The sequence below is a fragment of the Curtobacterium sp. MCLR17_054 genome (assembly GCF_003234335.2).
Classification (GTDB): Bacteria; Actinomycetota; Actinomycetes; order Actinomycetales; family Microbacteriaceae; genus Curtobacterium; species Curtobacterium flaccumfaciens.
Window position 1 is genome coordinate 1,816,873 of sequence record NZ_CP126263.1, and the last position, 24,969, is coordinate 1,841,841.

The following is a 24,969-nucleotide window of genomic DNA, read 5'->3' on the forward strand; positions in this document are numbered from 1 at the left end:
GCACCTTTCTGGAGAACCGGAGTCGTCTGGGAGACTCGTGGGATGGGAACAAGCGTACCGACGGCCCCCGACGCCGTCGCGAACCTCGCCGACGTCTTCCCGAGTTGCCTCGTGGCGCTCGGCGCTGCGGACGACGCGTGGTTGCGGAACGACGGCCTGGAGGCCCGGATCACCCTCCGCCCCGCCCGCTCGGCGATCGTCGTGCTGGTCGACGGCCTCGGTTCCGCCGCGCTGGCGGCGCGCGCGGGGCACGCCCGCTGGTTGACCGGCGCGAAGGGCACCGGCACCGCGAAGAAGCTCCGGAGCGGGTTCCCGACGACGACCGCGGCGGCGCTGAGCACCCTGACCACGGGCCGCTCGCCCGGCACCCACGGCGTCGTCGGGTACAGCGGCTGGAACCCGGACACCGGTGCCGTGATGAACCTGCTCGGCGGCTGGGACACCGAGGTGCCCGCCGACTGGTTCCTGACGCAGACCCTGTTCACCCGGGCCACGGAGCTCGGGCTCGACCCCGTCGTCGTCGGGCCGGACCGGTACCGCTCGTCCGGGATGACCGCGAACGTGCTCGGCGGCGCCCGGTACGTGTCGGCGGACACCATCCCGCAGCGTGTCGACGCCGCACTGGCCGAGACCGCCACCGGCCGCTCGCTCGTCTACCTGTACGTTCCGGAGCTCGACTCGATCGGGCACAAGTACGGCTGGCAGTCCGACCGGTGGACGGCCGCCCTCGAGCTGCTCGACGGGGAACTCGCCCGCCTCGATGCCCGGACCGCGGACGACGTGGGGGTCCTGGTGACGGCGGACCACGGTGTGCTCGACGTGCCGGACCACGCGAACATCGCCATCGACCCGCTGCTGCTCACCGACGTCGTCGGCGTCGCGGGTGACCCGCGCTGCCGTCAGCTCACCGTCGCACCCGGTACCGACGTCCGCGCCCTGGTCGGCGCGTTCCGGGCCCGCTACGGCAAGAGGGCCTCCGTCGCCAGCCGTGCCGAGGCGATCGAGGCCGGGTGGTTCGGGCAGGTGTCCGACCAGGTGGTGCCGCGCATCGGCGACGTGCTCGTCGTGGCGCGCGGCTCGTGGGCGTTCAACGACGACCGTGCCCTGCGCGAGGACGAGACGCCGAAGCGCATGATCGGCCAGCACGGGGCGATGACCGACGAGGAGACGATCGTGCCGCTCCGGCTCGCCGGCGCGTTCGCCCACTAGGGGTGTCAGCGCCGACGGTCGGTGAGCATGCCGATCAGGCGGGGTCGTCGTCCGGACGGGTGCCGAAGACGATCTCGTCCCAGCTCGGCATCGAGCGGCGGTTGCGCTTCTTGCGTTCGCCACGGCTCTCGGGCTCCGGCGCCGATGCCGGACGGGCATCGGTCGACTGCGGTGCGGTGTCGTGCGCGCCGCCGTCCTCGAAGCCCTGCAGCGGGATGTCGACGACGCTGATGGACGTGCCGCGGGCGGACTCGTCGCGCTGCTCGCCGAAGGACGCTGCTTCGCGCTCACCGCGGCGACGGCGGAGCGCCTCGAGCAGGTCGGCGGTCTCGTTGCCGGGAGCGCGCTCTTCCACGGCGGCCTGGCCGATGCGGGGCAGCGGTGCACGGAGCGGCGCGTGCTGGGACGGCTCGGGCTCGGCGGCCGGCTGCTCCGGCTCGTCGACGCGGAAGGCGCCCGAGTCGAAGCGGGTGCCGTCGTCGTCCTGCTGCTCGAACTCGACCGCACGCAGGCGCGGGGCGATGCCCTCGTCGTCGGTGTGCGACAGCCGGTGCGCATCACCGTTGTCCGGCACGAGGGTCGAGGTCTTGGGGTCGAAGTGCCACTGGGCGTCGTGCTCGACCTCGCCGGCGGTGTAGCGGACGCGGACCTGCCAGCCGCTCTCCGGGTGCTTCCAGGAGCCCCAGGTGATCGCGGTGGCCTCGCCGGCCTCGAGCTTCGCGGTGATCGCGGGGCCGAAGGTGTCGGGGGCCTCGTCGTCGACCGGGGTGACCGGCACGCGGTGTGAGGCGTCGAGGATGAAGGCCCGCTCGGCGAGGACCGGGCCCTCGAAGCGGCGGACGTACTCGACGTCGACGTCGAGCGCGGCGGCCACGTCGGCGGCGTCGGCGCCACCACGGATGCGCGCCTGGACGTCCTTGGGGGAGACCCGCTTCTGCGGACCGGCGTCGGGGTTCGCCTGGCGCACCTGGCCTGCCAGCGACGACGTGACGGGCAACCGGAACTCGGTGCCGCCGTCGGTCGCCAGGAGGAGTGCGCCGGACTCGACTCCGATGACTCTCACGTCTTGCATGGTTCCGCCTTCCCAGCGTCGCGTACGGTCCTGCTGTCGTACCCCGTGAGTATGCAGGGACGACGGGCGGTTTCCGGGGAGGCGCACGGGCGTGCCGCGGACATCCGCACGGCCGATCCCGGGCGCGCGACGCTCCGGCAACGGGTGTCGGGAATGTCCGGTTCCGGTCATGGGTTGCACAGCCAGCACGACCCGCCGCAGCACTCGGTTTGCGCTCTGGCGGGGCGTGGTGCAAACTGTCGCCGCCGATCACCCGGCGACGACCTCTCGATACGAGAAATGGATGGGCATGGCCACCGATTACGACGCCCCCCGGAAGACCGACGACAACTCTGACTCAGAGTCGATCGAGGCCCTCAAGGAGCGCGTTCCCGACAAGATGTCGGGGGTCGTCGACGATGATTCCGACAACCCCGGCAGCTTCGAACTCGCCGGGCAGGACCTCAGCGACGTCGACCTCGACGTCGTGGTGCTGCCCCCGCAGGTCGATGAGTTCACCTGCGTCGAGTGCTTCCTCGTGAAGCACCGCTCCCAGCTCGACCACGAGTCGAAGCTCGGACCGGTCTGCGCGGAGTGCGCTTCGCTCTAGCGAGCACAGCCGCGTCGCTCTCGACGCAACGATCAGCGAAGGCCCCGCATCCTCCAGGGATGCGGGGCCTTCGTCGTGCGCTGCGAGGCGGGGCCGAGCCGCGCCTCCAGGCCGTGGGCCGTGGTCCGTCAGGACCGCAGCGCCTCGACGACCTTGCCCGGGTGCCGGACGCTGACCAGCCAGTAGGGCGTCGGGTCCGCGTCGTCGCGCACCTCGACCTTGACGACCCCGCGCACGTAGCCGCGGAACAGGGTCCAGGCGCGGGCGTCGAGTGCCGGCCCGCGCTGCTCGGTGGCCGCTGCGCCCTCGAACGCCTCGGTCGTGCCGACGAGCGCGCGGGGGAGGTGTGCCTTGCCCGCGCGGAACTCGGTGTCGGTGACCTCGATGGTGGGTGCGAGTGCCCACAGGAGGACCAGGACCCCGAGCTCCATCCCGATCGCCACGAGGACGCCGGCCAGGACGCTGATGGGGAGGAAGACGAGCAGGGTGGCGGGGATGACGAGCGCCGTCGCCAGGTAGAGGGCGGGCGGGGCCCAGAGTCGTTCGCGGTACAGGGTCACGGTTCCATTCGATCACGAGCGAGCGAGGTCACGGAACGGTCACGGCTGCACTACCCTCGTCACGTGACCGAACCAGTCGACGTCCTCTGGACCGGGGAGCACGCTCCCGGCCACGCCCACCCCGGCGACGCGGGTGCCGATCTCGTCTCCACCGAGGCCTTCGTGCTGCAGCCGGGGGAGCGACACCTGGCCGCCACGGGGCTGCGCATCGCGCTGCCCGAGGGCTACGCCGCGTTCGTGGTCCCGCGGAGCGGCCTGGCGGCGAAGCACGGCATCACGATCGTGAACAGCCCCGGCACCGTCGACTCCGGCTACCGCGGGGAGATCAAGGTCGCCCTGCTCAACACCGACCAGACGGAACCGTACGAGGTGCACGTCGGCGACCGCATCGCCCAGTTGATCGTGATGCCGGTGCCGCAGGTGACCTACACCCGGGTCGACGACCTGCCGGACAGTGTCCGCGGACAGGGCGGGTTCGGCTCGTCGGGCTACGGTGACCGGAGCGACGCCGTGACCGGTGCCGCCGCAGACGCTCAGGAAGGAACGCGCGCATGAAGTTCGGCCGACGCAAGCGGGACGAGGTCGAGGTGGCGGACGCCGTCGCCGACGACATCGAGGTCGCGGACACGTCCCCCGAGGTCGACATCGCGACGGATGCCGACGCGGACCTCGACGAGGTCGACGCGGTCGCCCCGACGGACAAGTCCGCTCCGGAGGACCGGGCCGAGAACGGCCCCCACGACGAGACCGAGGCGAACCTGGTCCGCCCCTACGTCGACCTTGGCGGGGTGAAGGTGCTCCCGCGCGAGGGCCTGCACCTGCGCCTCGAGGTCGAGGAGGGCTCGCAGCGCGTCGTCGCGGTCGGGCTCGACTACGACGAGTCCACGCTGCAGGTCCAGCCGTTCGCAGCACCCCGGTCCACCGGCCTGTGGCACGAGATCCGCGCCCAGATCGCCGAGCAGATCGAGCGCCAGGGCGGTGTCGTGACCGAGGTCGACGGTCCGTTCGGCCCCGAGCTGCGCGCGTCCGTCCCGGTCGCCGTGGACGGCGACGGCGGCACCGCCGGCTCCCGCCCGGCCCGGTTCGTCGGCGTCGACGGCCCGCGCTGGTTCCTGCGCGGCGTGATCGCCGGCAAGGCCGCCGAGCAGCCCGACGACGCGAGCGAGATCGAGGAGCTGTTCCGCAGCGTCGTCGTCGTGCGCGGCACGACGCCGATGCCGCCGCGCGACCTCATCCCGCTGCACATGCCCAAGTCGACGCAGACCGCGATCTGACCGACTGACGACCAACCCCGCCTGGAGGCACGGTGCCGGACCACGACGACACCCCACGACCCGAGACGGCTGGCTCCGACCCCGCTGCACCGGCTGCTGAGTCATCGGTGGCGCCGGCGGCTGAGCCCTCGGTGGCGCCGTCGTTCTCCGCGCAGTTCCGTGACGCCGTGCAGAACGCCGGCATCGCCCGCGTGGCACCCGGTGAGGCACCGTCCGGCCGGGCGCTCCTCGGCGCGGTCGGCGGGGTGCGCGGCCTCGCCGAGTCGGTGCTGCCCGGGTTCGCGTTCCTGGTCGTCTACGCGATCACGAAGGAGCTCGTGCCGAGCGTCGTGATCCCGGTGGCCGTCGGGCTCGTCTTCGTGGTGCTCCGGCTGCTGCAGCGGCAGTCGGTGACGATGTCGTTCGCGGGCATCCTCGGCGTCGCGGTCTCGGCCGGCCTGGCGCTCATCACCGGCCGCGCGGAGAGCAACTTCATCCCCGGGATCGTCATCAACGCGGTCTGGCTCGTCGGGCTGCTGATCACGCTGGCGATCCGCTGGCCGCTCATCGGACTCGTCGTCGGCTTCCTGCTGCCGGCGAACGAGGACGGCTCGCACGTCGACTGGCGCGCCGACCCCGTCAAGCGCCGCGTGCTGACGGTCGCCACCTGGATCTGGGTCGGGCTGTTCGCGGTCCGGCTCGCGGTGGAGGTCCCGCTGTACCTGACGGCGCAGGTCGAACTGCTCGCCGGGCTGAAGCTCATCCTCGGTGTGCCGCTGTACGCGGCGGTGCTCTGGGTGACCTGGCTGCTGGTCCGCACCGTGTTCGTCCGACGCGACGACGTCGCCCCGGTGTAGAGTTCTCTCGACATCAAGATAGTTCTCGCAGGGCGCGCACGCGTCCTCGGGATTAGGTTTGCCTTGCTGGTGGGACGGTCCACGGCCCGCGAGGATGAGGGCAAACCGATCAGTAGGGAGGCGGCACGGTGGCTGCAGTCAATAGCTTCGGCTCGAAGGACACACTGTCGGTTGGGGGTGTCGACTACGCGATCCACCGGATCGACTCGGTTCCCGGGCACGAGAAGTTGCCCTACAGCCTGAAGGTGCTGCTCGAGAACCTCCTCCGCACCGAGGACGGCAAGAACGTCACCGAGGGACAGATCCGGGCGCTCGGCTCCTGGCGTCCCGACGCGGAACCCGACACCGAGATCCAGTTCTCGCCGGCGCGCGTCGTCATGCAGGACTTCACGGGTGTGCCGTGCATCGTCGACCTCGCCACCATGCGCGAGGCCATGGCGGACATCGGCGGCGACCCGAACAAGATCAACCCGCTGTCCCCGGCCGAGATGGTCATCGACCACTCCGTCATCGCCGACCTGTTCGGCAGCACGGACGCCCTGCAGCGCAACACGGACCTGGAGTACGAGCGGAACGGTGAGCGCTACCAGTTCCTCCGCTGGGGCCAGACCGCGTTCGAGGACTTCAAGGTCGTCCCGCCGGGCACCGGCATCGTCCACCAGGTGAACATCGAGTACCTGGCGAAGGTCACCTACACGCGTGACCTCGACGGCGAGACCTACGCGTACCCGGACACCCTGGTCGGCACCGACTCGCACACCACGATGGTGAACGGCCTCGGCGTGCTCGGCTGGGGCGTCGGCGGCATCGAGGCCGAGGCCGCGATGCTCGGCCAGCCCGTGTCGATGCTCATCCCGAAGGTCGTCGGCTTCAAGCTCTCCGGTGAGATCCCGGCCGGCGTGACCGCGACCGACGTGGTGCTCACCATCACGCAGGAGCTCCGCAAGCACGGCGTCGTCGGCAAGTTCGTCGAGTTCTACGGCGAGGGCGTCGGCGCCGTCCCGCTCGCCAACCGCGCCACCATCGGCAACATGTCGCCCGAGTTCGGTTCGACGGCGGCGATCTTCCCGGTCGACGACGTCACGCTGGACTACCTGCGGCTGACCGGTCGCGACGAGGCACAGATCGCCCTGGTCGAGGCGTACTCCAAGGCCCAGGGCCTGTGGCACGACGCGTCGGTCGAGCCGAACTACTCCGAGTACATGGAGCTCGACCTCTCCACGGTCGTGCCCTCCATCTCGGGCCCGAAGCGTCCGCAGGACCGCATCGAGCTCACGAACGCGAAGAGCCAGTTCGAGCTCGACCTGAACAACTACACGACGCCGTCCGAGCAGACCGACCTCGACGACGCGGTCGAGGAGACGTTCCCGGCCTCCGACCCGATCGCCGCCGGTTCCACCAACGAGGACACGGCGCTGCACGAGCACGTGCACGTGTCGAGCGCACCGTCGACCGCCTCGGCGCCGACGAAGGTCGCGATGGACGGGGCCGATCCGTTCACGATCGACCACGGTGCCGTCGCGATCGCCGCGATCACCTCGTGCACGAACACGTCGAACCCGTCCGTCATGATGGCCGCCGGCATCCTCGCCCGGAACGCCGCGAAGAAGGGCCTCACCGCGAAGCCCTGGGTGAAGACCACCCTCGCGCCCGGGTCGAAGGTCGTCACCGACTACTACGAGAAGGCCGGTCTCACCACCTACCTCGAGCAGCTCGGCTTCTATACGGTCGGCTACGGCTGCACCACCTGCATCGGCAACTCGGGCCCGCTGCCCGAGGAGATCTCGCAGGCCGTGCAGGACAACGACCTCGCCGTCACCGCGGTGCTCTCGGGCAACCGCAACTTCGAGGGCCGGATCAACCCCGACGTCAAGATGAACTACCTGGCGTCCCCGCCGCTGGTCATCGCCTACGCCCTCGCCGGGTCGATGCACTTCGACTTCGACAAGGACGCCCTCGGCACCGACCAGGACGGCAACGACGTCTACCTGACCGACATCTGGCCCGACGCGGCCGAGGTGCAGCAGGTCATCGACGAGTCGATCGACACCGAGATGTTCACCCACGAGTACGGCTCCGTGTTCGAGGGCGACGACCGCTGGAAGAACCTGCCGACCCCGACGGGTGACACCTTCGAGTGGGACCAGGAGTCGACCTACGTCCGGAAGCCCCCGTACTTCGAGGGCATGACGATGCAGCCCGACGCGGTGTCGGACATCTCCGGCGCCCGGGTGCTCGCGAAGCTCGGCGACTCGGTCACGACCGACCACATCTCGCCGGCCGGTTCGATCAAGGCCGACAGCCCCGCCGGCCAGTACCTCGCCGAGCACGGCGTCGACCGCAAGGACTTCAACTCCTACGGCTCGCGTCGCGGCAACCACGAGGTCATGATCCGCGGCACGTTCGCGAACATCCGTCTGCGCAACCAGCTGCTCGACGGCGTGGAGGGCGGTTACACCCGTGACTTCACGACGCCGGACGGTGCGCAGTCGTTCATCTACGACGCCTCGCAGCACTACCAGGAGCAGGGCATCCCGCTCGTCATCTTCGGTGGCAAGGAGTACGGCTCCGGCTCGTCCCGTGACTGGGCTGCCAAGGGCACGAACCTGCTCGGTGTCCGTGCGGTCATCACCGAGAGCTTCGAGCGGATCCACCGCTCGAACCTCATCGGCATGGGCGTCGTCCCGCTGCAGTTCCCGGCGGGCGAGACGGTCGAGTCCCTCGGGCTCGACGGCACCGAGGTCGTCTCGATCTCCGGGCTGACCGAGCTGAACGAGGGTCGCACCCCGAAGACGGTGCACGTCACCGCGACGCCGAGCGAGCACTCGCCGGCCGGCAAGCAGCCGATCGAGTTCGACGCGGTCGTCCGCATCGACACCCCCGGCGAGGCCGACTACTACCGCAACGGCGGCATCCTGCAGTACGTGCTCCGCTCGCTCGTCTGACGCGACCCGGATACTGCCTGGAGGCGCGGTGCCAGCTGGCACCGCGCCTCCAGTCCGTTCTGTCCCCACGCGCATAGAGTGGGCCGACAGCCCCATGAAAGGAGCGCCCGTGAGCCTGCTCGCCAGCATCACGTCGCCGCGCGACCTGAAGCGTCTCTCCGACGCGCAGATGACCGACCTCGCCGCCGAGATCCGGCGCTTCCTGGTCGCCGAGGTCGCGAAGACCGGTGGGCACCTCGGGCCGAACCTGGGCGTCGTGGAGCTGACGCTCGCGATGCACCGCGTGTTCGACTCGCCGAACGACCCGTTCGTCTTCGACACCGGGCACCAGTCGTACGTGCACAAGCTCGTCACCGGGCGCCAGGACTTCTCGAAGCTGCGCGAACGCGGCGGCATCGCCGGCTACCCGCAGCGGAGCGAGTCCGAGCACGACATCGTCGAGTCCTCGCACGCGTCGTCGTCGCTGTCGTGGGCCGACGGCATCTCCCGCGCGTTCGGGCAGACCGGGCAGACCGACCGCACCGTCGTCGCGGTGGTCGGGGACGGCGCCCTCACCGGCGGCATGACGTGGGAGGCGCTCAACAACATCTCCGACGACAACGACCGTCGACTGGTCATCGTCGTCAACGACAACGGCCGCTCGTACGCCCCGACGATCGGTGGCATGGCCCGGTTCCTGAGCTCCGTGCGCACCCGCCGCGAGTACCGGGCCCTGTACGAGGGCACGCAGGCCGTGGCGGCGCGGTTCGGCGCTCCGGGTCGTGCGGTGTACCGAGGCATGCGCGGTGGCCTGCACGGCTTCCTCTCGCGGCTGACGAACAACGAGGCGCTGTACTCGAACCTCGACATCAAGTACATCGGCCCGGTGAACGGCCACGACCAGCAGGCGATGGAGGCAGCACTCCGGCAGGCGAAGGAGTACGGCGCTCCCGTGATCGTGCACGCGATCACCGAGAAGGGCCACGGCTTCGAGCCCGCCCTGCGCGACCAGGCCGACCAGTTCCACGCCGTCGGACACATCGACCCGGAGACGGGGGAGTCGCTCGACGCCGCATCGGGCCCGTCGTGGACCTCGGTGTTCGCGTCCTCCTTGGCCGAAGCCGGCGCCTCGGATCCCCGGATCGTCGCGATCACGGCGGCGATGCTCCGACCGACCGGGCTCCACCTGTTCCAGGAGCAGCACCCCGACCGGGTCTACGACGTCGGCATCGCCGAGCAGCACGCCGTGACGACCGCCGCGGGCCTGGCCTACGGGGGACTCCACCCCGTGGTGGCGCTCTACGCGACGTTCCTGAACCGCGCGTTCGACCAGGTGCTGATGGACGTCGCCCTGCACAAGGCCGGCGTGACGTTCGTGCTCGACCGTGCCGGGATCACCGGCCCGGACGGCCCCTCGCACCACGGCATGTGGGACCTCGCGCTGCTGCAGGTCGTGCCGGGGATCCGGATCGCCGCGCCCCGCGATGCTGCGACCCTGCGCGAGGAGTTCCGCGAGGCGATCGCCGTCGACGACGCCCCCACCGTGCTGCGGTGGTCGAAGGGGCAGGTCGGGCCGGACATCCCCGCGGTCCGTCGACTCTCCGATGGTGTGGACGTCCTGCACGCCGCCGCGGACGACGTCGAGGACGTGCTCTTCGTCGCCGTCGGGTCGATGGTGCCGGTGGCACTCGAGGCCGCGGCGCTGCTCGAGGCGCAGGGCATCGGCGTCACCGTCGTGGACCCGCGCTGGGTGGTGCCGATCCCCGCGTCGCTGATCGAGCTGTCGCGGACGCACCGACTCGTGATCACCATCGAGGACGGCGTGCGGGTCGGCGGCGTCGGGACCCGGCTGCGGCAGGACCTGCGCGCCGCCGGGGTCGACACCGGGGTGAACGAGCTCGGGCTGCCCGACGCGTTCATCGACCACGCGACCCGGTCGCAGATCCTCGCCGACGCAGGGCTGACGGCGCAGGCCATCGCCCGCGACGTCATCGATCAGGTCGTCGGGACGAAGCTGCCGCAGGCGAAGCCCGCGCGGTCCCGCGAGACGGCGGCGTCCGACCGCTGACCGCCTGACGGCTGACGGCTGACCGCTCGGAACCAGGTTCCGGACACGGCACCACGTTCCTCCGCGGTGCTGTGTCCGGAACCTGGTTCGGTGGGAGGCCGCCTTGCCGCCGTGCTGCCATGCCGCGAGGGGCATGTGCCACGGGGACGTCTGGCAGGATCGCCACATGCGACGGGGGCTCAGGACGGTGACGGTGGGGCTCTGCCTCGCCGTGTTGGCGCTGACTTCGGGGTGTTCGGCGATGAACGACGGTTCGGTCGCGCCGGAGCTCGGTGCTGATGCCCGGGTCGGTGCCAGACAGACGATGCACCGCGTGATCGACTGGGACGGCGGGGAAGCGGTCCACCGGGTCGATGCCACCTGGACCGACTCCTGCGGGCACGCGAGCAACTCCGGCTTCTTCCAGCCCGCTGCAGGAACCACGTGCCGGATCGACGCCGGAGTGGTCTACACGATCGACGGTGCGACCACACCGGTCGACGCGGTGCGCATCGTCGGCCCAGCGCTTCGTGCAGGCGGCCTGACCGACGAGGACCTCGTGGCGCAGGCGATCCGGCCGGACGGATCGACACCGTCCTTGATCGATGTCGGTGGGCGGCAGTCGATCGCACTCGGCAGCGATGTCGGCCAGGACCGGTTCGCCGTCGTCCGGGTCCGTGGTTGGGACCAGTCACTCGGACTGTGGCAACCGGACGGATCGTCCGTCGTGCAGTCCGCGCCGGGACTCGGTGTCGTCCGACGAGACGACGCCGTGCGGGCGAGCGGGGCGGACTACGTGCTCGTCGTGACGCACAGCGCCGACTACTTCACGTCGTACGACAACGAGCCGCCAGAGCCGCCGGCACCCCGGCCGTCGGTGCCGCCGTGCTTCAGTGGCAGCAACGACTGCGTCGGTGGCTGACGGCGGCGCACGGTAGCAGACGCCCGGGCTGCTGTCGGAGACGGTGGCACGCCTCGGCGCCGCACAATCAAAGTCACCCCGAACCACGGCGATCCGCGGTTCGGGGTGACTTTGTTGTGCGGCGGTGCCGCCTTCGAGACCGAGTCGGCCCTAGCGGGAAGCGGGGCCGACGATCCGGGGCTCGTGGAACGTGCCGCCGAAGACCCGCTCGGACGCACCGGAGCGGTCGAGGTACGGGCTGATCCCACCGGCCTGGAACGGGTAACCGGCACCGAGGATGAGCCCGAGGTCGATCTCCTCGACGTGCTCGACGACCCGGTCCTCCAGCATGCGGTGCAGCTCGTCGGCCAGGGCATCCTCGAACCGGCGCTGCATCTCGGCGGCGTCGACGGGCTTCGCGTCCTTCTTGGACGGCGCGACGAGCTTCACGGCGGCGGGGTCGTACCCGGTCGCGTTGCCCTTCTTGTCGCGGGTCAGGATCGTCCCGTGCTCGGCGATCTTCTTCAGGCCGTCACCGGGGTAGAAGCGCTCCGGCCAGGCCGCGTGGTGCGAGTCGAGCACGTGCGCGCCGACCGGCAGCCCGACGAGCTCGAGCAGCTCGAACGGCGACATCGGCAGACCGAGGGGCGCGGCACCCTGGGCGACGGTGTCGAACGAGGTCCCTTCCTCGACGCCGCGCATCGCCTCGCCGAGCACCCGCGCGAGCACCCGGTTGACGACGAAGCCCGGCTGGTCCGCGGTGATGATCGCGGTCTTCTTCAGGGTCTTCGCGACGGCGAGGGCCGTGACGAGGGCCTCGTCCGAGGTCTTCGCCGCGCGCACTACCTCGAGCAGCGGCATGACCGCGACCGGGTTGAAGAAGTGGAAGCCGACGAGCCGCTCCGGGTTGGTGAGCACCGACGCCATCTCGTCGACGGAGAGCGACGACGTGTTCGTGGCGAGGATGGCGTCCGGCGCGATGACCTGCTCGATGTTCCGGAGGACCTGCTGCTTGACGGCCATCTCCTCGAAGACGGCCTCGATCACCCAGTCGGCGTCGGCGAAGGCGTCGTAGGACACCGACCCGCTGACGAGTGCGGTGATGCGGTTCGCGTCGTCGGGGGAGATCCGGCCCTTGTCGAGCATCTTCGCGACCTCGCCGCGGATCCGCTCGACGCCGGCGTCCACACGGGACTGGTCGACGTCGGTGATGACGACGGGGACGCCGAGACGTCGGGCGAACAGCAGCGCGAACTGCGACGCCATCAGCCCGGCGCCGAGGACGCCGACCTTCGTGATCTTCTTCGGTTCGACGCCCTCGGGAGCGCCGACGGGCTTCTTCGCACGCTTCTGCACGAGGTCGAAGGCGTACATCGACGCGGCGAACTGGTCGCCCGAGATGAGGTCGGCGAGGGCCTCGTCCTCGTCGGCGAAGCGTTCGTCGAGCGAGCCCGACTTGGCGGCGGCCACGAGGTCGAGCGCCCGGAACGGCGACTTCGGCACGGTGCCGATCTTCGACGCGACCTGTCCGCGGGCGACCTTGACGACGGTGCCCCAGGCGGCCTTCTCGAGCATGCCCGGTTCGTTCTTCCGAACCACCTTGGTCGTGCCGGTGATGACGCCGTCCGCCCAGGCCACGGCCGAGGGCAGGAACGTGACGGACGGGACGAGCACGTCGCCGATGCCGATCTCGACCGCGGCCGCACCGTCCATCAGGCGGTTGTTCTTGAGCGGGTTCTCGACGATGACGCGGAGCGCGCGCTCCGGGCCGATCAGGCGGGGGAGCAGTGTCGCGCCGCCCCAGCCGGGGATGATGCCGAGGAACACCTCGGGCAGGCCGATGCCCTGCGCCGCGGACGAGAACGCCCGGTAGGTGCAGTGCAGGGCGATCTCGAGCCCACCGCCGAGTGCCAGGGTGTTCACGAACGCGAACGACGGCACCCCGAGGTCGGCGAACTTGCGGAGCGTGGCGTGCCCGAGGGCGGCCAGGTCGTGGGCGGCCTCGCGCGACGGGACCGCCGCTGCCTGGGACAGGTCGGCCCCGGCGGCGAAGCAGTACTCCTTGCCGGTGATCGCGACGCCCTGGATCGTGCCCGCGGCGGCCTCGGTCTTCAGGGTGTCCAGCACGCCGGACAGCTCACGGAGCGTGCGGGGCCCGAGGGTGTTCGGCCGCTTGTAGTCCTTGCCGTTGTCGAGCGTGATGAGCGCCAGCGTGCCACCAGAGGGCATCGTGACGTGCTTGACGAACGAGTGCGTGACGACCTCGTCCTCGCTGAGTTCGGCCAGTCGGTCGTTGTCGACGATGGTCATGGTCACGCCCCCTTCCGAGCCGAACGCTCGGCCGACTTGCTGTGGTTCGGGTTCTCCCAGATGACGGTGCCGCCCTGGCCGAGCCCGATGCACATCGTGGTGATGCCGTACTTGACGTCCGGTCGCTCGGCGAACTGTGCGGCGAGCTGGTTCATCAGCCGGACACCACTCGACGCGAGCGGGTGGCCGACGGCGATCGCGCCGCCCCAGGCGTTCACGTTCGGGGAGTCCTGGGCGATGCCGTAGTTGTCGAGGAACGCGAGCACCTGGACGGCGAACGCCTCGTTGATCTCGAACAGGCCGATGTCGTCGATCGACAGGCCGGCCTTCGACAGGGCCTTGTCGGTCGCGGGGACCGGTCCGACGCCCATGACCTCGGGCTCGACACCGGCGAAGGCGAACGAGACCATGCGCATCTTCGTCGACAGCCCGTGCTGCTTCGCACCGTCCTCGGACGCGAGCAGGCTCATAGTCGCACCGTCGTTCAGACCGGCGGCGTTGCCGGCGGTGACCCGTCCGTGGGGCCGGAACGGCGTCTTCAACGCGGCCAGCGCCTCCAGGGTGGTCCCCGGCCGCGGCGGCTCGTCGGTGCTGACGACGTCCCAGCCGTCGCCCTTGTTGACTTCGACCGGGATGACGTCCGGCTGGAGCTTGCCGTTCGCCCAGGCGGCGGCGTAGCGCTGCTGGGACTGGACGGCGTAGGCGTCCGTGCGGTCCTTCGTGATCGCGGGGAAGCGGTCGTGCAGGCGCTCGGCGGTCGCGCCCATGACGAGGGCGTCGCTCGAGACCATGCGCTCCGCGACGAAGCGCGGGTTGGGGTCGGCGTTGAAGCCCATCGGGTGCCGGCCCATGTGCTCGACACCACCGGCGATCGCGATGTCGGCGGCGCCGAAGGCGATGGCGCCGGCGAGCGTCGTGACGCTCGTCATGGCACCGGCACACATGCGGTCGATCGCGTAGCCGGGAACCGACTTCGGCAGACCAGCGAGCATGCCCACGGTGCGGCCGAGCGTCAGCCCCTGGTCACCCTGCTGCGTGGTGGCCGCGACGGCGACGTCGTCCACCGCTGCGGTGTCGAAGGCGTTCCGGTCGAGCAGTCCGCGCATCGCGTGCACCGCGAGGTCGTCGGACCGGGTCTTCCAGAACACCCCCTTCTCGCCGGCTCGTCCGAACGGTGTGCGAACGCCGTCCACGAACACGACGTCTGATGCCTTTGGCAATCCGGGCCTCCCAGATCCTCATCGATCGGGCCGGAACGCAGGTCGCTCCGGCCTGGCCGGGCCTCGCCCGGCGACCCTCCCGACGCTATGCCCCCAGCCTGGGCGGCCGCATGCCGGTTGGGCAGTTCCTACGACTCGTCGTCGTCCGTCGCCGCGGGCCGCTGTGCAGCAGCGACAAAGGCCGACGCGATGATCGACGAGAGTTCCTCGACCTGCCACGGGCGGGCGTCGTGCTCGGCGAGGGCCGCGCCGACCAGCTCGGTCGACGGCGGCGACGGCGGGGCCCACGACACGAGCCGGAGCGTCTCCGGCGTGAGCAGGTTCTCGAGCGGGATGTCGAGCTCCTCGGCCCGCTTCGTGACCGCGGCGCGCGCGGCCTTGTACCGGCGGTCGGCGGCCGGGTTGCGGTCCGCCCAGGCACGGGGCGGGGGCAGGGTGGCCTCGCCTGCACCGCGCAGTCGGGGGAGGTCCTCGGTGGTGCGGCCTTCCTCGACGGCGGCCCACCAGCGGTCGAGCTCGGAACGGCTGGCGCGGCCCGTGAACGTCTTCAGCGCACCGAGTTCGGCGCGGGACTCGGGTGCGGCGGCCGCGGCGGCGACGATCGCCGAGTCGGGGATCGTGCGCCCGGGGGCGATGTCCGCCTGTCGGGCGTACTCGTCGCGAGCGAGCCAGAGCGACCGGGCGATCGCCAGTGCTCGCGCACCACGGAGCGCGTGCATGCCGGACAGTCGACGCCAGGGCTCCGCACGGGCGGGCTTCGGCGCACGGTGCAGGACCGCGTCGAACTCCTCCTGGGCGATCCGGGTCTTGCCGGCCTCGTCGAGCTTCTCGGCGAGGGCGTCGCGGAGGTCGGGCAGCAGCTCGACGTCGAGCGACGCGTAGACGAGCCACGACTGCGGCAGGGGACGGGTCGACCAGTCGGCGGCCGAGTGCGCCTTGGCCAGGGTGATGCCGAGCAGCTGCTCGACGACGGCGCCGAGGCCGACGCGGGGGAACCCGGCGATGCGGGCGCCGAGCTCGGTGTCGAAGATGCGCGTCGGGACGAGGCCGACCTCCTGCAGGCACGGCAGGTCCTGAGAGGCGGCGTGGAACAGCCACTCCTCGTCGACGATGGCGGCCTGCAGCTCCGAGAAGTCTCCGATCGGGATCGGGTCGAACAGGAACGCACCGGCACCGCGGCGGAACACCTGGATCAGGTAGGCGCGCTGCGAGTAGCGGTAGCCGCTGGCGCGCTCGGCGTCGACCGCGACGGGGCCGTGGCCGGCGGCGATGGCGGCGACCGCCTCGAGGTAATCCTCGCGCGTGTCGATGACCTTGACGGCGTCGTGCGATGCCTCGAAGGCGGGGCCGGCGGCGGCAGTCGCGCCGGCAGCGGTGGCTGCGGACGCAGCCGGGCCGGTCGATCCAGCAGCGTCCTGGGGAGCGGGGTCGGTCACTTGGCGAGCCTCCTCGGGGCCAGCAGGGTCACGCCGTCCGATGCGGGCGGCAGACCGGCGAGCATGGCGACGATGTCCTGCCAGGCCCGGACGTGTGCGGTGAGGTCGTCGCCGCGTGGTGTCCACGACGCGCGGAGTTCCAACTGGGCGCCGTCGCCCTGTGCGGCGAGGTCGCCGTACCCGCGCGAGATGATCTTGGTGGCCGTGCCCGAGGCGTGGTCGTACGTCGCACCGTGCGACTCGAGCGCGTCGACGAGCCAGCTCCACGTGACGTCGGCGACGAACTCGTCGACGCCGATCTCCGGCTCGAGCGGCGCCTGGGCGAACGAGACGACACGGAATGCGCCGCCCCAGCCCTCGGGTTCTTCCGGGTCGTACAGGGCGATGAACCGACCGGTCCCCAGGTCCGACTCGACGCCGTGCGCGGTGCCGGACACGTCCGCCGCCAGGGCGATCGAGAACGGTGCGATCCGGGTCGGCGAGGGGATCTCGGTGACGGTGGTCTCGGCACGGCCGCTGCCGCCGGACACGAACGCGCGGAGCCGCGCGAAGGCGTCGGGCTCTCGGGTTTCGGACACACATGCAGACTAGGCTCCGGGCCATGTCCCGATCCGCGCGACCCGCCGAGGACGTCGTCCAGGAGACCGCTCGATCGGCCGGGTTCATCGCACTCGGCGCCGGTCTGGCAGCTGCCGCGGTGGGGACGGCCGTCATCGGTGGCTTCGTCGCCGCCGTCGCCCGTGCCGTCGTCACCCCCGACCGCAAGCGCAACGAACGCGTCCCGATCCACGCCGTCGACCCCGTCCGGAAGACCGTCACGATCGAGCGCACCGCCGACACCGAGCTGCAGGGCCGCTACTCGCTCTGGTTCGGCGGCGGCACCGGCCACATGCGCGTCGGCGAGGTCCTCGGCACGACCGACACCACCGTCACGCGCCGCATCATCGCGATCGACGCCGGCGACCCGACCGCCGCTCGTCGCGGTCGCTGGGGCGGCTGGTTCTACCTGACCCCGGGCGAGCTCGACGTGCCCGTCGAGGACGTCGACATCCCCACCCCGAACGGCCCCGCCCCCGCCTGGGTCGTCCGCGCCGACGACCCGGCAGCGCCGTGGGCCGTCCTGGTTCACGGCCGCGGTGTGACCCGTGCCGAGACGATCCGCGCCGTCCCCGTCTTCCGCGCCGCCGGGTACTCGGTCGTGCTCGCCTCGTGGCGGAACGACGGCGTCGCCCCGCCGAGCGTCGACGGCCGCTACGGCCTCGGCAGCACCGAGTGGGAGGACGTCGACTCCGTCCTCCGCTGGCTCACCGCGCAGGACGCCCAGAGCGTCGTGCTCATGGGCTGGTCGATGGGCGGCGCCGTCGTGCTGCAGACCCTGCTCCGCTCGCGCTTCGCCGGCCTGGTCGACGGGGTGGTGCTCGAGTCCCCAGTGGTCGACTGGCACGCCGTGCTGAAGTCGCAGAGCCAGCTCCTGCGCCTGCCACGTCCGGTGCGCAAGGTCGCGCAGCGCCTGCTCCGCACGCCGGTGCTGCACCGGCTCGCCGGTCTCCAGGCTCCTGTGGACCTGCGCGAGCTCGACATGGTCACGCGATCCGACGAGCTCACGGTGCCGATCCTGCTGCTGCACAGCGACGACGACGGGTTCGTGCCGTCCTCGGCCTCGCACGACCTGGCCCGCGCGCGGCCCGACCTGGTGCGACTCGAGATCCAGACCACGGCCCGGCACACCAAGCTCTGGAACCACGACGCCGACTGGTTCGACGCGCGGATCCTCGCGTGGCTGACCGAGGTGGTCCAGCGGCGCGGGGCGGCCAGCGCGCGGTAGCCGCGACCGAACGGCGGACGGGAGGCGCGGTGTCAGCTGGCACCGTGCCTCCCGTCCGTCGTTGCGTCCGTACGGTCGCTTGGTGAGCAGGAATGGTCGGGTCGCCGTCCGACACCCGACCATTTCTGCTCACCAAGCGGGTGGTGCGGCAACGTCCGTCACCGCCGGATCTCCGCGGACGACGGGCTGTGTCGGTACCGGACCTCGCCGTCGGGCAGGACGTCGATGTCGACCCGTGCGCGCCCTGGTTCGCTGTAGTGCCAGGACGGACCTCGGCGGTTCGACCAGCCCTCGAGCAACTCACCCGACACGAACCGGATGGCGATCCGCGCGCCCGTGACTGCACCGTCCGAAACGACCTTGGTGTGCAGGGCGAGGAGGTCGAGCAGGGACGGTGCGTCGCCGGGATCGAGGAAAGCGTGCTCCCCGTCAGAGTCCGTCAGCGCGAGGTCGGTTTCGAACCGCAGCGACGCACCGCTCGAGAAGCGGAGCGTCACGTCCGGTCCGATGCCGATGAAGTCGACGGTGTCGCCGACGATGTCCAGCGCGAAGGGCGGCCCCGGAACGCGGCTCACCCTCGATCCCCGTCCGCATCCGCATCCGCATCCGCATCCGCATCCGCGACGAGGGTCGCGCCGTCGGCGAAGGTCAGTGTGCGCACGCCGTCGTCGATCGAACTCCGAACGAGCTCGGCACCGAACAGCCGCAGGATCGGGAGCAGGGAGTCCTTGCGCTCCGGGTCGACGACCACGCTGCGTCCGGACCGGTCGGTGACGGTGCAGGCAGATTCGAGCTGGACGCCGGAACCGTCGGTGAAGCGCAGATCGAGCCGGAAGTCGACGCCGATGAAGTCGAGCGTGTTCCGGGGGCGGACGGAGGAGCGGGCCGGATCGTTCCTGTGGTTCGTCGCCATCGTCGGTTCCCCCTCCTCATGGTGCTGACGACCCAGCCTGGCATGGCCAGCGACTGCGATGCCGGAAAGCGGATGCATCGACGGACGGGAGGCGCGGTGCCAGCTGGCACCGCGCCTCCCGTCCGTCAGTGGGTCGCGTCTACGCGACCGCCGCCTGCACCTGACGCTGCACGCGGCCGAGCATGCCCACCATGCCGCGGATCCGCAGCGGGCTGACCGCCTCGGACAGGCCGATGGTCAGCGGGTAGTCCGTCGGGACGGCGAGCACCTGCTCGACGGTCAGGCCGGACACGCCCTGCGCCAGGATCGAGGCGAAGCCGCGGGTGGTCGGCGCCTCGCGCGGGGCGGTGGCGTGCATCCGGACCACGTCCGGGGCGTCGCCGTCCTCGCCCACCGTCACGGTGATGAAGACGGGGGACTGGCACTCCTCGACACGTTCGAGCTCGTCCTCGTGCCCCTGCAGGCGTTCGGGCAGCGCAGGCAGCTCGTTCGAGAACTCGAGCAGGAGCTGCAGGCGGTCCTTCTGGCCCAGGGCGAGGAAGTCGTCGCGGATCTCGGCGAGGGTGGCGGGGAGTGGTGCGTCGGTGCTGGCGTTCATCGGTTCCGAACAGTACCCGGCTCGGATCCCTGCACGATGGGGACGCGGACGGCGCTCCCCCACTCGGTCCACGAGCCGTCGTAGTTGCGGACGTTGTCGTAGCCGAGCAGGTGCTGCAGGACGAACCAGGTGTGGCTCGAGCGCTCACCGATGCGGCAGTATGCGATGACCTCGTCGGCGTCACCGATGCCGGCGCCGTCACGGTAGACGGCGTCGAGCTCGTCGCGCGACTTGAAGGTGCCGTCGGGGGCGGCGGCCGTCGCCCAGGGGATGTTCACGGCGGTGGGGACGTGGCCGCCGCGCAGCGCACCCTCTTCCGGGTAGTCGGGCGCGGTCGTGCGCTCCCCGCTGTACTCCGGGGCGCTGCGGACGTCGATGAGCGGCTTGCCGAGGTGCGCGAGGACGTCGTCCTTGAAGGCGCGGACGGGCGCGTCGTGGCGCTCGACGACGGGGTACTCGACGGGCGTGACCGGGGTCTCGTCGGTGGTCAGGGCGCGGTCCTCGGCGATCCACTTGCCGCGACCGCCGTCGAGCAGGCGGACGTCCTCGTGGCCGAACAGGGTGAACACCCAGAGGGCGTACGCCGCCCACCAGTTGTTCTTGTCGCCGTAGATCACGACGGTGGTGTCGCGGCCGATGCCCTTGCCGCCGAGGAGCTCGGCGAACGCGGCGCCGTCGATGTAGTCGCGCTGCACCGGGTCGTTGAGGTCGGTGTGCCAGTCGATCTTCACAGCACCCGGGATGTGCCCCGTCTCGTAGAGCAGGACGTCCTCGTCGGACTCGACGACCACCAGGTCGGGCGCGGCGGCCCCGGCGTCGAGTTGCTCCTGCAGCCACTCGGTGGAGACGAGGCGCTCCGGGTGCGCGTAGGCGGCGAACTTCTCGGACGGGTCGACCGGTGCGGTCATCGGGGGTACCTCCAGGGGTGCGGGGGAGCGTGGTGCGGGGCGAGCGTGGTGCGGGCCGAGCATTGTGCCCGGGTGCGTGCTGCCGGCGCCGGACTAGGATCGGGCGTCGGTGCCTGTGGGCAACGGTACGCGGACGTACCGTGCTCCTGACGCAACGTGACACCCCACGACATGCTTCCCGGAAGGGTTCCCCGATTGCCCGCTCACCTCGTCGACCGTGATCCCCAGGTGACGCCGCAGCAGATGGCTGCGGCGCTCGTGCCCCCGCCGCAGTTCACGGACGCGTCGTTCGACTCGTACCGGCCGGACCCGGACTACGACTCGCAGGCCTCGGTCCGCGATGCCGTCGCCGCGTTCGTGGCCGCCGGTCCGACGGAGGCCCCGCGGCGCGGGCTGTTCGGGCGTCGGAAGCAGGCGGCGGAACCGGCGGCGAAGTCCGGCGTGTACCTGGACGGCGGGTTCGGTGTCGGCAAGACCCACCTGCTCGCAGCCGCCTACCACGCGGCCACCGGCCGGAAGACCTTCGGCACCTTCATCGAGTACACCGCGCTCGTGGGCGCCCTGGGGTTCCAGGGAACGGTCGACCTGCTCCGCGGCACCGCGCTGGTGTGCATCGACGAGTTCGAGCTCGACGACCCGGGCGACACGATGGTGATGACCCGGCTCATCAAGGAACTGACCGAGACCGGCACCCGCTTCGCCGCGACGTCGAACACGCCCCCGGGAGCCCTGGGTGAGGGACGCTTCGCCGCGCAGGACTTCCTGCGCGAGATCCAGGCGATGTCGGACCGCTTCGACACCATGCGCATCGACGGCCTCGACTACCGCCGCCGTGCCGTGGACGAGTCGGCGCAGGTGGTGTCCGACGTGCCCGCCGCGCTGCCGTCCGGCTCCGTGACGCTCGACGACTTCGGTGCGGTGGTCGCGCACCTGGGTTCCGTGCACCCGTCGAAGTACGTCGCGCTGGTCGAGGACCTCGACGCCGTCGGGCTCACCGACGTCCGGGCGTTCACCGACCAGACCGACGCGCTGCGCTGGGTCGCCCTGGTGGACCGGCTGTACGACGCGCAGGTGCGCATCGTCGCGTCGGGCACCCCGCTCGACCAGGTGTACCCCGACGTGATGCTCGAGGGCGGGTACCGCAAGAAGTACCTGCGCGCGGCGTCCCGCGTGGTGGCGCTCACCCGCGCCTGAGCGTCGCTCGCCGTCAGACCGATCTGTCCACGGCGGTCTCCTGCCCCTCGCGCAGGGGACATCGGGCCGCTGGAAACACGACGTTTACAAACGGCGCGGTCGCGTTACATCCGCGAAACAGTTCGTGCTCCCTCGTGAAACCTCGCCTCGCCAGACTCTGTGACACCCGAGGCGGTCCAAGAGCCGCTCGTGCAATCGAGAGGTGAGCAGATGGTTGATCAGGGCAACACGACGTTCGTGTTGGTGATGGCTGCGCTGGTGTTGTTCATGACACCCGGCCTGGCCTTCTTCTACGGCGGCTTGGTGAAGGCCAAGTCCGTCATCTCCATGATGATGATGTCGTTCGGTGCGATCGCGCTCGTGAGCGTGCTCTGGGTGGTCTACGGCTACGCGATCGCCTTCGCCAACCACGGCGACGGCACGGCGGTCTCCGGCGTGGTCGGGTTCTTCAGCATCGACTGGAACCAGATCGGTCTCGGCCAGGCCTTCGAGGAAGCGCAGTCCTCGAACATCCAGGCGGCGTACCCGTCGATGGCCTTCGTCGGCTTCCAGGCGACGTTCGCGATCATCACCGTCGCGCTCATCTCCGGTGCCATCGCCGACCGCGCCAAGTTCGGCGCGTGGATGGTCTTCGCCGGCGTCTGGGTGACGGTCGTCTACTTCCCGGTCGCCTCGTGGGTCTTCAACCTGACCTCGGGCTGGGCCGCCACGTGGGGCGTCATCGACTTCGCCGGTGGCACCGCGGTGCACATCAACGCCGGTGCAGCGGGTCTCGCCCTGGCGATCGTGCTCGGCAAGCGCGTCGGCTTCGCCAAGGGTGCCCACAAGCCGCACAACCCGCCCTTCGTCCTGCTCGGTGCCGCCATCCTGTGGTTCGGCTGGTTCGGCTTCAACGCCGGCTCCGAGGGTGCTGCTGACGGCATCGCCGCGATCGCCTGGGTGAACACCCTCGCCGCCCCGGCCGCCGCCATCCTCGGCTGGCTGCTCATCGAGAAGCTCAAGGACGGCAAGGCCACCTCTGTCGGTGCCGCATCGGGTGCCGTCACCGGCCTCGTCGCGATCACCCCGGCCTGTGCCGCGCTGACCCCGGGCTGGGGCATCCTGCTCGGCTTCCTCGCCGGCATCGTCTGCTGCTTCGCGATCGACTGGAAGTACCGCCTGGGCTTCGACGACTCGCTCGACGTGGTCGGCGTCCACCTGGTCGGCGGCATCTTCGGCACGCTGTTCCTCGGCTTCTTCGCCAACGACACCGGCCTGATCTACTCCGGCTCGTTCGAGCAGCTCGGCAAGCAGGCCGTAGCGGCCCTCGCCGTCGGCGTCTACTCGTTCGTGCTCGCCCTGGTCATCGGGTTCGCGATCGAGAAGACGATGGGCTTCCGCGTCAAGACCGAGGACGAGGTCGCCGGCATCGACACCGCGGTCCACGGCGAAGAGGGCTACGTCCTCTACGAGCAGACCGACGACAGCCCGGTCAGCGTCCGCTAGTCACCAGGCACCACCCGCACGACGACGGGCCCCGCGCACACAGCAGCGCGGGGCCCGTCGTCGTTGCGTTGGTCGCGTTCTCGACGTGACCACGGCCGGGAGGCGCGGTGCGGGTCCGTCCCGCACCGCGCCTCCCGGCTGTGCCCTGCTTTCCGGGCTCAGCTCACCACGCGTAGTCCTCCGGCGAGGTCTCGTGCCCCGGGAAGATCTCGTCGAGACGGTCCAGCGCACGCTGGTCGAGGCGGATGTCGACGGCGCGGACCGCGGACTCCCACTGCTCCATCGTGCGGGGGCCGGTGATCGGCGCCGTGACGCCGGGCTGGTGCAGCAGCCAGGCGAGGGCCAGCTCGCCGGGCGTGTGGCCGAGCTCCTTCGCGAACGACTCGTACGACTGCAGCTGGTCGCGGTGCGCGTCGACGTACTCGGCGCTGCGGCCGGAGAGCCGACGGGACCCGTTCTCGGTCTTCTCGATGACGCCGCCGAGCAGGCCGCCCTGCAGCGGCGACCAGGGGATCACGCCGAGGCCGTACGCGCGGGCGGCGGGCAGGACCTCGCGCTCGACGTCGCGGACCACGAGGTTGTAGATCGACTGCTCGCTGACCAGGCCGAAGGTGTTCCGGCGCTTCGCTGCCTCCTGCGCCTGTGCGATGTGCCACCCGGCGAAGTTCGACGAGCCGACGTACAGGACCTTGCCCTGCTGCACGGCGACGTCGATCGCCTGCCAGATCTCGTCCCACGGCGTCGCACGGTCGACGTGGTGGAACTGGTACAGGTCGATGTGGTCGGTCTGCAGCCGCTGCAGGCTCGCGTCGAGCGACTGCCGGATGTTCAGGGCGCTGAGCTTGCCGGCGTTCGGCCAGTCGGTCATCTCGCCGTAGACCTTCGTGGCGAGGACCGTCTTCTCGCGGCGACCGCCACCCTTGGCGAACCACCGTCCGATGATCTCCTCGGTGGCACCCTTGCCCACCGAGCCGCCGTAGCCGTTGGCGGTGTCGAAGAAGTTGACGCCGAGCTCGTGGGCCCGGTCCATGATCGCGTGCGAGTCGTCCTCGCTGGTCTCCGGGCCGAAGTTCATCGTGCCGAGCACGGCGCGGGAGACGGACAGACCGGTGCGACCGAGGTGTGTGTAGTCCATGAGACGGGTCTACTCGTGACGCGCTGGTGGTGCCAGGCCCTGGGAGTACCGGTCGAGTGGTGGGGAGTAGTCAGGAGGGACCACTCGAGAGGAGCAGCCATGCCAGCTAAGGACGAGATCCCCAGCACCCTGCAGCGGTCCCCGGAGCACGCGCAGGAGATCTTCGAGAAGACACTGGACTCGGCGAACGAGACGTACGGCCCGGGTGAGCGGGCGCACCGCACGGCCTTCGCCGCCGTGAAGCACGAGTACGAGAAGGTCGGCGACCACTGGGAGGAGAAGGAGTCCTCCGGGCCGTCCGACTCCGGTGCCGCCGGCTCCCGCGGTTCCGGGAAGACCGAGGGGGGTGTCGACGCGAACGCCTCGAAGGCGCACCTGATGGACGTCGCGAAGCGGCTCGACGTCAGCGGCCGCTCCAAGATGACGAAGGACGAGCTGGTCGAGGCGATCGGCAAGGCGAACGACCGCGCGACCGCTGCCGCGCGGAAGTGACCGCGGGTGGGGCGCCGTCCATTCCCCGGTCGGCATGCGGC

23 protein-coding genes are annotated in these 24,969 nt (G+C 70.7%); 12 read left to right on the forward strand and 11 right to left on the reverse strand.

The features are described from left to right. Window positions 1-42: 42 nt before the first annotated feature. Entirely contained in the window at window positions 43-1,209 is a 1,167-nt protein-coding gene (locus tag DEJ08_RS08675) for an alkaline phosphatase family protein (RefSeq protein ID WP_181438994.1), read from the forward strand. 34 nt (window positions 1,210-1,243) lie between these two features. Here the strand turns inward: DEJ08_RS08675 and sepH are convergent, their stop codons facing one another. After that, on the reverse strand, window positions 1,244-2,272 hold the full coding sequence (gene sepH / locus DEJ08_RS08680) for a septation protein SepH (RefSeq protein WP_163343679.1): 1,029 nt from the start codon (window positions 2,270-2,272) through the stop codon (window positions 1,244-1,246). Between the two features lie 298 nt (window positions 2,273-2,570). Here sepH and DEJ08_RS08685 point away from each other — a divergent pair, with 298 nt between their 5' ends. Then, on the forward strand, window positions 2,571-2,870 hold the full coding sequence (locus DEJ08_RS08685; protein WP_017886098.1) for a DUF4193 domain-containing protein: 300 nt from the start codon (window positions 2,571-2,573) through the stop codon (window positions 2,868-2,870). A 128-nt stretch (window positions 2,871-2,998) separates the two neighbouring features. Here DEJ08_RS08685 and DEJ08_RS08690 read toward each other — a convergent pair whose 3' ends face one another. After that, on the reverse strand, window positions 2,999-3,430 hold the full coding sequence (locus tag DEJ08_RS08690; protein WP_111054588.1) for a DUF3093 domain-containing protein: 432 nt from the start codon (window positions 3,428-3,430) through the stop codon (window positions 2,999-3,001). 63 nt (window positions 3,431-3,493) lie between these two features. On the opposite strand from DEJ08_RS08690, the gene dut reads away from it, so the two are divergent. The 6 genes from dut to DEJ08_RS08720 all read left to right on the forward strand — a co-directional run bounded on the left by dut (window position 3,494) and on the right by DEJ08_RS08720 (window position 11,433). Further along, on the forward strand, window positions 3,494-3,985 hold the full coding sequence (gene dut / locus DEJ08_RS08695; protein WP_071403948.1) for a dUTP diphosphatase: 492 nt from the start codon (window positions 3,494-3,496) through the stop codon (window positions 3,983-3,985). Further along, window positions 3,982-4,704, forward strand: a complete 723-nt coding sequence (locus tag DEJ08_RS08700; protein ID WP_027465470.1) for a DUF3710 domain-containing protein — start codon at window positions 3,982-3,984, stop codon at window positions 4,702-4,704. The genes dut and DEJ08_RS08700 overlap by 4 nt, the downstream gene beginning before the upstream one ends. Before the next feature lie 32 nt (window positions 4,705-4,736). Continuing rightward, window positions 4,737-5,540, forward strand: coding sequence for a DUF3159 domain-containing protein (locus DEJ08_RS08705; RefSeq protein ID WP_111054587.1), 804 nt, complete (start codon window positions 4,737-4,739; stop codon window positions 5,538-5,540). Between the two features lie 128 nt (window positions 5,541-5,668). Then, window positions 5,669-8,485 (forward strand): aconitate hydratase AcnA, encoded by a 2,817-nt coding sequence (gene acnA / locus DEJ08_RS08710; RefSeq protein WP_111054586.1) that lies wholly within the window; start codon window positions 5,669-5,671, stop codon window positions 8,483-8,485. A 109-nt stretch (window positions 8,486-8,594) separates the two neighbouring features. After that, complete coding sequence (dxs, locus tag DEJ08_RS08715) at window positions 8,595-10,532, forward strand: 1-deoxy-D-xylulose-5-phosphate synthase (RefSeq protein ID WP_111054585.1); 1,938 nt, start codon at window positions 8,595-8,597, stop codon at window positions 10,530-10,532. A 166-nt stretch (window positions 10,533-10,698) separates the two neighbouring features. After that, window positions 10,699-11,433: a hypothetical protein gene (locus DEJ08_RS08720; RefSeq protein WP_146248494.1), complete on the forward strand. Its 735-nt coding sequence runs from the start codon at window positions 10,699-10,701 to the stop codon at window positions 11,431-11,433. Between the two features lie 150 nt (window positions 11,434-11,583). Here the strand turns inward: DEJ08_RS08720 and DEJ08_RS08725 are convergent, their stop codons facing one another. The 4 genes from DEJ08_RS08725 to DEJ08_RS08740 form a co-directional block, all read right to left on the reverse strand. Further along, window positions 11,584-13,722 (reverse strand): 3-hydroxyacyl-CoA dehydrogenase NAD-binding domain-containing protein, encoded by a 2,139-nt coding sequence (locus DEJ08_RS08725; protein WP_111054583.1) that lies wholly within the window; start codon window positions 13,720-13,722, stop codon window positions 11,584-11,586. Window positions 13,723-13,724: 2 nt separating this feature from the next. Continuing rightward, complete coding sequence (locus DEJ08_RS08730; protein WP_027465475.1) at window positions 13,725-14,942, reverse strand: thiolase family protein; 1,218 nt, start codon at window positions 14,940-14,942, stop codon at window positions 13,725-13,727. 128 nt (window positions 14,943-15,070) lie between these two features. After that, window positions 15,071-16,378: an HRDC domain-containing protein gene (locus DEJ08_RS08735; protein ID WP_502869456.1), complete on the reverse strand. Its 1,308-nt coding sequence runs from the start codon at window positions 16,376-16,378 to the stop codon at window positions 15,071-15,073. Next, window positions 16,375-16,956, reverse strand: coding sequence for a DUF3000 domain-containing protein (locus DEJ08_RS08740; RefSeq protein ID WP_017886108.1), 582 nt, complete (start codon window positions 16,954-16,956; stop codon window positions 16,375-16,377). The genes DEJ08_RS08735 and DEJ08_RS08740 overlap by 4 nt, the downstream gene beginning before the upstream one ends. 23 nt (window positions 16,957-16,979) lie before the next feature. On the opposite strand from DEJ08_RS08740, the gene DEJ08_RS08745 reads away from it, so the two are divergent. Next, a complete protein-coding gene (locus DEJ08_RS08745) occupies window positions 16,980-18,203 on the forward strand; it encodes an alpha/beta fold hydrolase (RefSeq protein WP_146247938.1) in 1,224 nt (407 codons plus the stop codon). Window positions 18,204-18,361: 158 nt separating this feature from the next. On the opposite strand, the gene DEJ08_RS08750 is transcribed toward DEJ08_RS08745, so the two are convergent. From DEJ08_RS08750 to DEJ08_RS08765, 4 genes are all read right to left on the reverse strand, one after another. Further along, a complete protein-coding gene (locus tag DEJ08_RS08750) occupies window positions 18,362-18,778 on the reverse strand; it encodes a DUF6188 family protein (protein ID WP_111054141.1) in 417 nt (138 codons plus the stop codon). Beyond that, the gene (locus DEJ08_RS08755; RefSeq protein ID WP_111054142.1) at window positions 18,775-19,116 is read right to left on the reverse strand and encodes a DUF6188 family protein; all 342 of its coding nucleotides are present in this window, start codon (window positions 19,114-19,116) and stop codon (window positions 18,775-18,777) included. Before DEJ08_RS08755 ends, DEJ08_RS08750 begins: the two co-directional genes overlap by 4 nt. A 139-nt stretch (window positions 19,117-19,255) precedes the next feature. Beyond that, window positions 19,256-19,714, reverse strand: a complete 459-nt coding sequence (locus DEJ08_RS08760) for a SufE family protein (RefSeq protein ID WP_111054143.1) — start codon at window positions 19,712-19,714, stop codon at window positions 19,256-19,258. Further along, complete coding sequence (locus tag DEJ08_RS08765; protein WP_111054144.1) at window positions 19,711-20,622, reverse strand: sulfurtransferase; 912 nt, start codon at window positions 20,620-20,622, stop codon at window positions 19,711-19,713. The genes DEJ08_RS08760 and DEJ08_RS08765 overlap by 4 nt, the downstream gene beginning before the upstream one ends. Before the next feature lie 171 nt (window positions 20,623-20,793). Between DEJ08_RS08765 and zapE the strand changes: the two genes are divergently transcribed. Next, window positions 20,794-21,816, forward strand: coding sequence for a cell division protein ZapE (gene zapE, locus DEJ08_RS08770; protein WP_111030005.1), 1,023 nt, complete (start codon window positions 20,794-20,796; stop codon window positions 21,814-21,816). Window positions 21,817-22,026: 210 nt separating this feature from the next. Next, entirely contained in the window at window positions 22,027-23,301 is a 1,275-nt protein-coding gene (locus DEJ08_RS08775; RefSeq protein ID WP_111054145.1) for an ammonium transporter, read from the forward strand. 163 nt (window positions 23,302-23,464) lie between these two features. Here DEJ08_RS08775 and DEJ08_RS08780 read toward each other — a convergent pair whose 3' ends face one another. Next, complete coding sequence (locus DEJ08_RS08780) at window positions 23,465-24,436, reverse strand: aldo/keto reductase (RefSeq protein ID WP_111054146.1); 972 nt, start codon at window positions 24,434-24,436, stop codon at window positions 23,465-23,467. 99 nt (window positions 24,437-24,535) lie between these two features. On the opposite strand from DEJ08_RS08780, the gene DEJ08_RS08785 reads away from it, so the two are divergent. Next, a complete protein-coding gene (locus DEJ08_RS08785) occupies window positions 24,536-24,928 on the forward strand; it encodes a ChaB family protein (protein ID WP_071403938.1) in 393 nt (130 codons plus the stop codon). Window positions 24,929-24,969: the final 41 nt, after the last annotated feature.

Bases quoted from the DNA above. Each gene is read 5' to 3' on its own strand.
- DEJ08_RS08725 (WP_111054583.1), bottom strand. From the start codon at position 13,722: ATGACCATCGTCGACAACGACCGACTGGCCGAACTCAGCGAGGACGAG.
- DEJ08_RS08775 (WP_111054145.1), top strand. From the start codon at position 22,027: ATGGTTGATCAGGGCAACACGACGTTCGTGTTGGTGATGGCTGCGCTG.
- DEJ08_RS08780 (WP_111054146.1), bottom strand. From the start codon at position 24,436: ATGGACTACACACACCTCGGTCGCACCGGTCTGTCCGTCTCCCGCGCC.
- DEJ08_RS08675 (WP_181438994.1), top strand. From the start codon at position 43: ATGGGAACAAGCGTACCGACGGCCCCCGACGCCGTCGCGAACCTCGCC.
- DEJ08_RS08720 (WP_146248494.1), top strand. From the start codon at position 10,699: ATGCGACGGGGGCTCAGGACGGTGACGGTGGGGCTCTGCCTCGCCGTG.
- DEJ08_RS08765 (WP_111054144.1), bottom strand. From the start codon at position 20,622: ATGACCGCACCGGTCGACCCGTCCGAGAAGTTCGCCGCCTACGCGCAC.
- DEJ08_RS08760 (WP_111054143.1), bottom strand. From the start codon at position 19,714: ATGAACGCCAGCACCGACGCACCACTCCCCGCCACCCTCGCCGAGATC.
- DEJ08_RS08685 (WP_017886098.1), top strand. From the start codon at position 2,571: ATGGCCACCGATTACGACGCCCCCCGGAAGACCGACGACAACTCTGAC.
- DEJ08_RS08745 (WP_146247938.1), top strand. From the start codon at position 16,980: ATGTCCCGATCCGCGCGACCCGCCGAGGACGTCGTCCAGGAGACCGCT.
- DEJ08_RS08755 (WP_111054142.1), bottom strand. From the start codon at position 19,116: ATGGCGACGAACCACAGGAACGATCCGGCCCGCTCCTCCGTCCGCCCC.
- DEJ08_RS08700 (WP_027465470.1), top strand. From the start codon at position 3,982: ATGAAGTTCGGCCGACGCAAGCGGGACGAGGTCGAGGTGGCGGACGCC.
- zapE (WP_111030005.1), top strand. From the start codon at position 20,794: ATGCTTCCCGGAAGGGTTCCCCGATTGCCCGCTCACCTCGTCGACCGT.
- DEJ08_RS08785 (WP_071403938.1), top strand. From the start codon at position 24,536: ATGCCAGCTAAGGACGAGATCCCCAGCACCCTGCAGCGGTCCCCGGAG.